The organism is Bacteroides faecalis (assembly GCF_003865075.1).
In the GTDB taxonomy this organism is placed as follows: Bacteria; Bacteroidota; Bacteroidia; order Bacteroidales; family Bacteroidaceae; genus Bacteroides; species Bacteroides faecalis.
Genome location: NZ_BHWB01000018.1, coordinates 71,705 through 79,951, shown reverse-complemented (window position 1 = coordinate 79,951; position 8,247 = coordinate 71,705). Strand labels below are relative to the sequence as shown.

The following is an 8,247-nucleotide window of genomic DNA, read 5'->3' as shown; positions in this document are numbered from 1 at the left end:
AAGTTGAATCACAAAATAACTTATACATTGACATCCAGTTATCTTGATTTGGCAGCTTTTGAAGGAATGACTGAGGAGGTTCCGTTTTATAAGGTAGATATTTGAATCCATAAGGTTCAACTACGATAGGTAATGATTTCTGCAAAATTAGTTTTAAAGTATCCGCTCCATTAACAACAGCAAAACTCATATCTATTATTGGATTATTTGATAGCAATAACAAAGAATCAGTCATGTTTTTTATGTAAATATCTCCACTAAAACTCTTAATATAATTTTTCATACTATCTATATTTAAATCGTAGAGGATAGAATCATATTGACGGGAAACAATAATATTCTGTTCGAGTAATGCCATAAAAGCAGGTTTTCCTTGTGGTGAGTCTCCTGAGAAATATGACCAGAGTCAGGATATTCAAAAGTATAATTATATTCTAATGTGTCTTTTATTAAAGTAAATTCATTTTTGTATTTCCGAAGGGCTAACAGCCAATTATCATCACTCCATATGGTTAGGTTTTCATGAAAATTAGAATCAGGGACAATTCCCTTTTCAAATAACTCTGTACGGGACATTTCAGGTTCATCCAATTCTATAAAACAAAGATATCTATCTTTATATTTTATAACTCTGGATGGTAGTTCGGCTCCGGAAGAGGCGGGGGAATCTGATTCTTTTATATAATAAAATATATTAGAATCATTTGGTAACAATTCGTATATTTCCACATACGGTGTTTGTAAATAGTTGCTATCTATTAATGCTTCTACTTGCCTTGCAACTCGTATATGTATCTCTTCAAGAGAAGGAGAGGGGGATATACATCCCCCCAATAAAAAAAATATAATGATATAAAATAACTTTTTCATAAGCACATTAGTCATTAATGTTTTATATACTCTAATAAATCTTTGTCATCTGATATTGGAATTGAATTGGTTGGCTTCGTTTTTTATTATATTCATACAACATACCTTCTTTTCCATAATCTTTAAGATAAACAGCATTCTTACGTTTAGGGTCAGCTAAATTAAAGTCATTACCAGCACCTCCTTTTGTTCCTCCCGGTAGATGAGAATGTATGTCTATGATTTTTTTCCCTTTGACAGATAGTTTCTCTTGAGCAACGGTGCCACATTGTACAGCCTGTGGATCACGACTTGTTGAAACGACAGCTGCTCTTGTTCCATTATCATCATACACATCTAATTTCCATTCTACAGAAGTATTATCAGCCGCAAACTTAAAGACTGATGCAGCTGTTTCCAAGTTTTGTGTACTTCCATAGGAAGGGCGTTGCCCAAGGGTACTTTTCTGAACTTCATAAATCTGTTCAAGTAATCCCTTATCTACTGTTATTGATTTTGAAGGATCAGCAGAGAAAGATAAATTATCTGTAGAACTTAATCCTTTTTGGCTGTCTGGGGTTTGATTAAATAACATTCCAGCTTTATTTATTACATAGTCATCTTTTCCATCAACATCAATTCTTAATACCGGACTAGTCTTACAATAAGTATATGGACTCCAATTATAATATTTTTCAGCAGATGGATCCGCCACATGCCACCTAGCTAACGTTGCATCATAATGTCTCGCCCCATAATCATACCAATTGAGTCCATTCTTCTGATCCAGTTCCTTACCATTATACTTATAAGGCTGAACACTAGCTGTAGAAGTGAATGTACCACCAAACGGATAGTAACTGTTAGTTTCCTCCACATTACCATCTTTATCCGCCACCACGCGGGTATTCCCCTGATGATCCTTCAAATAAAAATGATACTTCTTATCCGGGAAACTAACATACCCCGCCTCATTGAGCAACATCTTCAACACCCCATTCTCATAGACCGCATTCCCACAATAATCCGTTGTCAAAGTAGTAGAGCCCGTTTTATGTAACGTACGAAGTTTCGTTCCATCCGCCCCATATTCATACTCAACACTATTTCCCCCTGTAAAGATTACCTGATTAGGCAAATTTAAACAATTATATCCAATACTACTAATATTCTTGTTTAAATCTTTAATCAAATTACCATTTTTATCATACGTATACTCCACCGTCTGATTAGCCCCATCCTTAAATTCCAGACCATTACCAAAGACAGCACTTGTCGCAGCATCCTTCACCGCCTGCAACTGATTACCGTTGTAAGTCAAAGTCAGGTTATCAATCAACCCGTAAGCCGTTGCCGAAATCTGTCCGTAACGCTGCAAACCAAGAATGTTACCCATCTTGTCATAACCCGTAATCTGTTCATTAAAGCGATTCTGGTTCGTAGCAAACGTAGCACCTTCCCCGTAGCTCGCATTCTTCAGCCTTGACAAGCCATCATAGGTAAAACGATAACCCCTGTCTGTTGTCTCCGTTCCCGCCTTCCATGACATACTACTGATGTTACCATTGTAACAAGGAGTATTTCCGGTTATCTTCTTGTTGAGAGAGATAGTACATGTGTATTCTCTCAAACAAGAAGATAACCGGAAATACTCTTGTTACAATGGTAACATCAGTAGTATGTCATGGAAGGGGGAACGGAGACAACAGACAGGGGTTATCGTTTTACCTATGATGGCTTGTCAAGGCTGAAGAATGCGAGCTACGGGGAAGGTGCTACGTTTGCTACGAACCAGAATCGCTTTAATGAACAGATTACGGGTTATGACAAGATGGGTAACATTCTTGGTTTGCAGCGTTACGGACAGATTTCGGCAACGGCTTACGGGTTGATTGATAACCTGACTTTGACTTACAACGGTAATCAGTTGCAGGCGGTGAAGGATGCTGCGACAAGTGCTGTCTTTGGTAATGGTCTGGAATTTAAGGATGGGGCTAATCAGACGGTGGAGTATACGTATGATAAAAATGGTAATTTGATTAAAGATTTAAACAAGAATATTAGTAGTATTGGATATAATTGTTTAAATTTGCCTAATCAGGTAATCTTTACAGGGGGAAATAGTGTTGAGTATGAATATGGGGCGGATGGAACGAAACTTCGTACGTTACATAAAACGGGCTCTACTACTTTGACAACGGATTATTGTGGGAATGCGGTCTATGAGAATGGGGTGTTGAAGATGTTGCTCAATGAGGCGGGGTATGTTAGTTTCCCGGATAAGAAGTATCATTTTTATTTGAAGGATCATCAGGGGAATACCCGCGTGGTGGCGGATAAAGATGGTAATGTGGAGGAAACTAACAGTTACTATCCGTTTGGTGGTACATTCACTTCTACAGCTAGTGTTCAGCCTTATAAGTATAATGGTAAGGAACTGGATCAGAAGAATGGACTCAATTGGTATGATTATGGGGCGAGACATTATGATGCAACGTTAGCTAGGTGGCATGTGGCGGATCCATCTGCTGAAAAATATTATAATTGGAGTCCATATACTTATTGTAAGACTAGTCCGGTATTAAGAATTGATGTTGATGGAAAAGATGACTATGTAATAAATAAAGCTGGAATGTTATTTAATCAAACCCCAGACAGCCAAAAAGGATTAAGTTCTACAGATAATTTATCTTTCTCTGCTGATCCTTCAAAATCAATAACAGTAGATAAGGGATTACTTGAACAGATTTATGAAGTTCAGAAAAGTACCCTTGGGCAACGCCCTTCCTATGGAAGTACACAAAACTTGGAAACAGCTGCATCAGTCTTTAAGTTTGCGGCTGATAATACTTCTGTAGAATGGAAATTAGATGTGTATGATGATAATGGAACAAGAGCAGCTGTCGTTTCAACAAGTCGTGATCCACAGGCTGTACAATGTGGCACCGTTGCTCAAGAGAAACTATCTGTCAAAGGGAAAAAAATCATAGACATACATTCTCATCTACCGGGAGGAACAAAAGGAGGTGCTGGTAATGACTTTAATTTAGCTGACCCTAAACGTAAGAATGCTGTTTATCTTAAAGATTATGGAAAAGAAGGTATGTTGTATGAATATAATAAAAAACGAAGCCAAACCAATTCAATTCCAATATCAGATGACAAAGATTTATTAGAGTATATAAAACATTAATGACTAATGTGCTTATGAAAAAGTTATTTTATATCATTATATTTTTTTTATTGGGGGGATGTATATCCCCCTCTCCTTCTCTTGAAGAGATACATATACGAGTTGCAAGGCAAGTAGAAGCATTAATAGATAGCAACTATTTACAAACACCGTATGTGGAAATATACGAATTGTTACCAAATGATTCTAATATATTTTATTATATAAAAGAATCAGATTCCCCCGCCTCTTCCGGAGCCGAACTACCATCCAGAGTTATAAAATATAAAGATAGATATCTTTGTTTTATAGAATTGGATGAACCTGAAATGTCCCGTACAGAGTTATTTGAAAAGGGAATTGTCCCTGATTCTAATTTTCATGAAAACCTAACCATATGGAGTGATGATAATTGGCTGTTAGCCCTTCGGAAATACAAAAATGAATTTACTTTAATAAAAGACACATTAGAATATAATTATACTTTTGAATATCCTGAACTCTGGTCATATTTCTCAGGAGACTCACCACAAGGAAAACCTGCTTTTATGGCATTACTCGAACAGAATATTATTGTTTCCCGTCAATATGATTCTATCCTCTACGATTTAAATATAGATAGTATGAAAAATTATATTAAGAGTTTTAGTGGAGATATTTACATAAAAAACATGACTGATTCTTTGTTATTGCTATCAAATAATCCAATAATAGATATGAGTTTTGCTGTTGTTAATGGAGCGGATACTTTAAAACTAATTTTGCAGAAATCATTACCTATCGTAGTTGAACCTTATGGATTCAAATATCTACCTTATAAAACGGAACCTCCTCAGTCATTCCTTCAAAAGCTGCCAAATCAAGATAACTGGATGTCAATGTATAAGTTATTTTGTGATTCAACTTTTTGTTTCTTGGATATCAATCATATACCTCAAGAATTTAGAATACTACATAATGATATCCAAATAACCAATTTTTTAAAGACAGATTCTGTACCTTCCAGAACAAGGTATTTTCATAATAAAGGGATCTATAATAAGGAAGAAAGAATGTTTCATTTTTTCAAGAACAAGTAAATACATTAAAAATAGAACATTGAGTACTAAAAAAATAAATAAAAGCAAAAGTGAATCTGAAAACATGATTCCTCTTAAAGTATCTTACCCTGATATAGGTTGTCTAATGATAGATAACTTTTATCAGGATAATTTTTACCATCATGAAAAATGAAGAAAGCAAACTACGCTAAACAAGTTCATAACATCCATAAAAGGAACACAATAGTAGTATATAATTTAAAGAAAACAGATCTTGCATATGAATTAAGAATAGGATTATTGCAACCACAAACGTTAAACACTTTGTTTTTAATGTGAAATATTACTAATATAGTTTTATATCTATATTTATAGTTATACATTTGCCTCATCACAATCAGGTTGTATCCCAAAGACTTGAGCGAAGAGATATGCAATTTAAAAAAGTAGAAATGAACGAACAGAAAGAATTAACAAAAGCTGAGCTTCAAATTATGCAAGTACTTTGGCAGAAAGGAAGTGCTTTTGTAAATGAAATCTTGCAAGATTTGGAGGAGCCTCGTCCTGCGTATAATACGGTTTCAACTGTGCTTCGTGTACTACAAAACAAAGGTTTTGTAGCATACAATAGTTATGGAAAGACTTATCAGTATTATCCATTAGTGACAAAAGAGAGTTACACCAATCGATTCATGGACCGTGTGGTTGATAACTTTTTTAGCGGTTCAGTCAAAGCAATGGTTTCATTTTTTACAAAGGAAGAGAAAATGTCAGTTCAAGAGATTGACGAACTCATTAAGATGCTGGAAGAAAACAAAAAGAATTAGAAAGTATGATTGATCTTGACTGGAGCGGGTGGGCGATCCTTCGTTTTGTTGGAGCCTCGTTTATTTTGTGGTTATGTTATTATTTACTGTATGATCGTAAAGCAGCTTTCAATCAATGCCGCAAGTTTTTACTATTTTCGGTATTGCTAGCTGCTGTAGTAGCAGTGATACGCATTCCTGTTTATCCAAAGGAAGTAATACCAATAGATAATCAGCAGTCAATAATATACGAGACACAGACTAACGAGATTTCGGAAACGAAAATTGAAGTACCTGGGATACAATCTGATATACCGGAGACGGTAGTATCAGAAGGTGGTAATGAGCCGATGATACCGGTAGAAGAACCTCCTTTTTATGCTTCATGGGATTATGTGCAAATAGCTTGGTCAATTTATGGGATTGGTGTACTTATACTGTTGTTACATTTATCAACAGAAGTCATACGCATTAAACGTTTACAACGTTGGGGAAGCTGTACGACGGATACTGATGGGATTCATATTGTACGTAACAATAATGTCTCCTCTCCCTTTTCTTTCTATCGAACGATTTTTATCCATCGAAAACTAGAAGGAGAAGTGTTACAAGTGGTGGTGCTTCATGAAAAAGCACACATCTTTTTCCATCATTATCGGGATACTTTTTTCATTGAATGTATGTCCGTCTTGTTCTGGTTCAATCCTTTTGTCTGGCTGATTAAACGTGAATTGCGTGCATTACACGAGTTTCAGGTAGATAATAGTTTGCTTTCCAGTAAGATTGAATTATTTAATTATCAACGCATTTTATTCGAAGAGCTAATGGGATACAGCCCGAAAATTGCGAATGGTTTTCATAATTCATTAATTAAAAAAAGATTTATCATGATGAAATATCAATATAAGGAACGTTTCTCCGGATTACGTAAAATAGCCTTATTTCCATTGTGTATCGGTTTGTTGGCATTGTTTTCTTTTACAGAAAGGCCGACTACTAGCAATTTGACAGCAGGTGATATGACAGTACCGGTTGTGTCGAAAGAGACTTCGAATGTGAAATCTGAAATAATACCCACTCCGGAAAATAGTGTTAAGGAAGAAGAACTGATAACAGATAGTTTTTCGCAATCGGTATTAGAACCATTTATTACCAATGAAAGTACAAAGTCGAATGAAACACAGAAGACAGATTCTAACAAACCGGAAACAGAGCCGATAGGTATTACCTGGGAAAAAGCCATTCGTGCCAATGTAGAAAGGCCCAAAACAGAGCCCAAAAGCATTACTTGGGAAAAGGCTATTCGCACTATGGAAAAAGAATCCGAACCAGAACCACAATCTAACAATACAAATAATGAGATCGGAGTAGATTTGCGCAGTGACCAATTGGTGGTTTCACGCCTTTCCAGAAGAAATCAAGGAGAATCATTCGTACGTTTTATAGAATGTACACCACAAGATACTCGTGTGACAATCGCTCTCCCTGTCCTCTACGACAGACACTGGATACAGTTTGAGAAGGGTTTGTCCATTGTAGATGAAAACACACAAGATATCTATCGTATACGCTCACTAACTCGCGGAATGCAACTAAACCAAACTTATTGGATTGAAGGACAAAGAGATAGATTAGTAGAATTCACAATGGTTTTTCCTCCCTTAGGTAAGAAAGTAAAGAAGATAAGTATCCGAGATTGTTTTCCTGAAGAGAATGGAATAACACCACCTAACGGTTCTGGATGGAATCTGAATAATTTATGGGTAAATGAATTTGCTCCCACTATTGCCCGTTTAACTGAATACGACAAAGAAGGACGCCCGCTACGTTCGGACCGGGTGGAGGAAGTCAATATTCCTGCCAGTCAATTAACTATTGCCCCTACGAATAGTGGTTCAACTGAGATATATAAAATTGAAACCACGGATAATCATACAGAAGTGACGTTAAGTATTCCTATATATTTTGATCGTCATTGGTTATGCGTAGGTAGAGATTTGGCTATAGTAGACGAGGCAACAGGCAAAGTATATCAACTGGAAAGAATAGCAAAAGGGATTGAAGTAAATAAACTGTCATGGATAGAAGGATGTAAAGGACGTTCTATTCTAGTGACATTGCTATTCCCTAAATTAGATAAGAAGGTGAAAAAGATAAGTTTATATGATGTCTATCCCGATGCAGGCTGCATTTCTCCAACCAATGGTTCACCATGGAATTGGAGAGGAATAAAGATTAAGGATTATCAACGAGAACAAAAGGGTCGTATTATATTGTAGTATACCTTTAAATGAAGATTCACGCAAATTTACGCAATGATTAAATCAAATCTGCATAAATTTGCGTGAATCGTATTTTATCAACTACTTTTTACATCCAC

At 35.9% G+C, this 8,247-nt stretch carries 7 protein-coding genes; 4 read left to right on the top strand and 3 right to left on the bottom strand.

Features of this window, described 5'->3' with window-relative positions; genetic code table 11:
* From EJF25_RS26240 to EJF25_RS20490, 3 genes are all read right to left on the bottom strand, one after another.
* Positions 1–358 (bottom strand): Imm65 family immunity protein (locus EJF25_RS26240; RefSeq protein ID WP_200832958.1); only part of this gene is annotated, 358 nt, incomplete at its 3' end.
* Complete coding sequence (locus EJF25_RS20495; RefSeq protein ID WP_125042509.1) at positions 295–870, bottom strand: Imm65 family immunity protein; 576 nt, start codon at positions 868–870, stop codon at positions 295–297. The genes EJF25_RS20495 and EJF25_RS26240, both read right to left, overlap by 64 nt.
* Before the next feature lie 31 nt (positions 871–901).
* On the bottom strand, positions 902–2,479 hold the full coding sequence (locus EJF25_RS20490; protein WP_370685733.1) for a JAB-like toxin 1 domain-containing protein: 1,578 nt from the start codon (positions 2,477–2,479) through the stop codon (positions 902–904).
* 54 nt (positions 2,480–2,533) lie between these two features.
* Here EJF25_RS20490 and EJF25_RS26375 point away from each other — a divergent pair, with 54 nt between their 5' ends.
* The 4 genes from EJF25_RS26375 to EJF25_RS20470 all read left to right on the top strand — a co-directional run bounded on the left by EJF25_RS26375 (position 2,534) and on the right by EJF25_RS20470 (position 8,146).
* Complete coding sequence (locus tag EJF25_RS26375; RefSeq protein WP_306308339.1) at positions 2,534–4,042, top strand: JAB-like toxin 1 domain-containing protein; 1,509 nt, start codon at positions 2,534–2,536, stop codon at positions 4,040–4,042.
* Between the two features lie 14 nt (positions 4,043–4,056).
* On the top strand, positions 4,057–5,100 hold the full coding sequence (locus tag EJF25_RS20480) for an Imm65 family immunity protein (RefSeq protein ID WP_125042508.1): 1,044 nt from the start codon (positions 4,057–4,059) through the stop codon (positions 5,098–5,100).
* Positions 5,101–5,513: 413 nt separating this feature from the next.
* A complete protein-coding gene (locus EJF25_RS20475) occupies positions 5,514–5,888 on the top strand; it encodes a BlaI/MecI/CopY family transcriptional regulator (RefSeq protein WP_125042507.1) in 375 nt (124 codons plus the stop codon).
* A 5-nt stretch (positions 5,889–5,893) separates the two neighbouring features.
* Positions 5,894–8,146: a M56 family metallopeptidase gene (locus EJF25_RS20470; protein WP_125042506.1), complete on the top strand. Its 2,253-nt coding sequence runs from the start codon at positions 5,894–5,896 to the stop codon at positions 8,144–8,146.
* Positions 8,147–8,247: the final 101 nt, after the last annotated feature.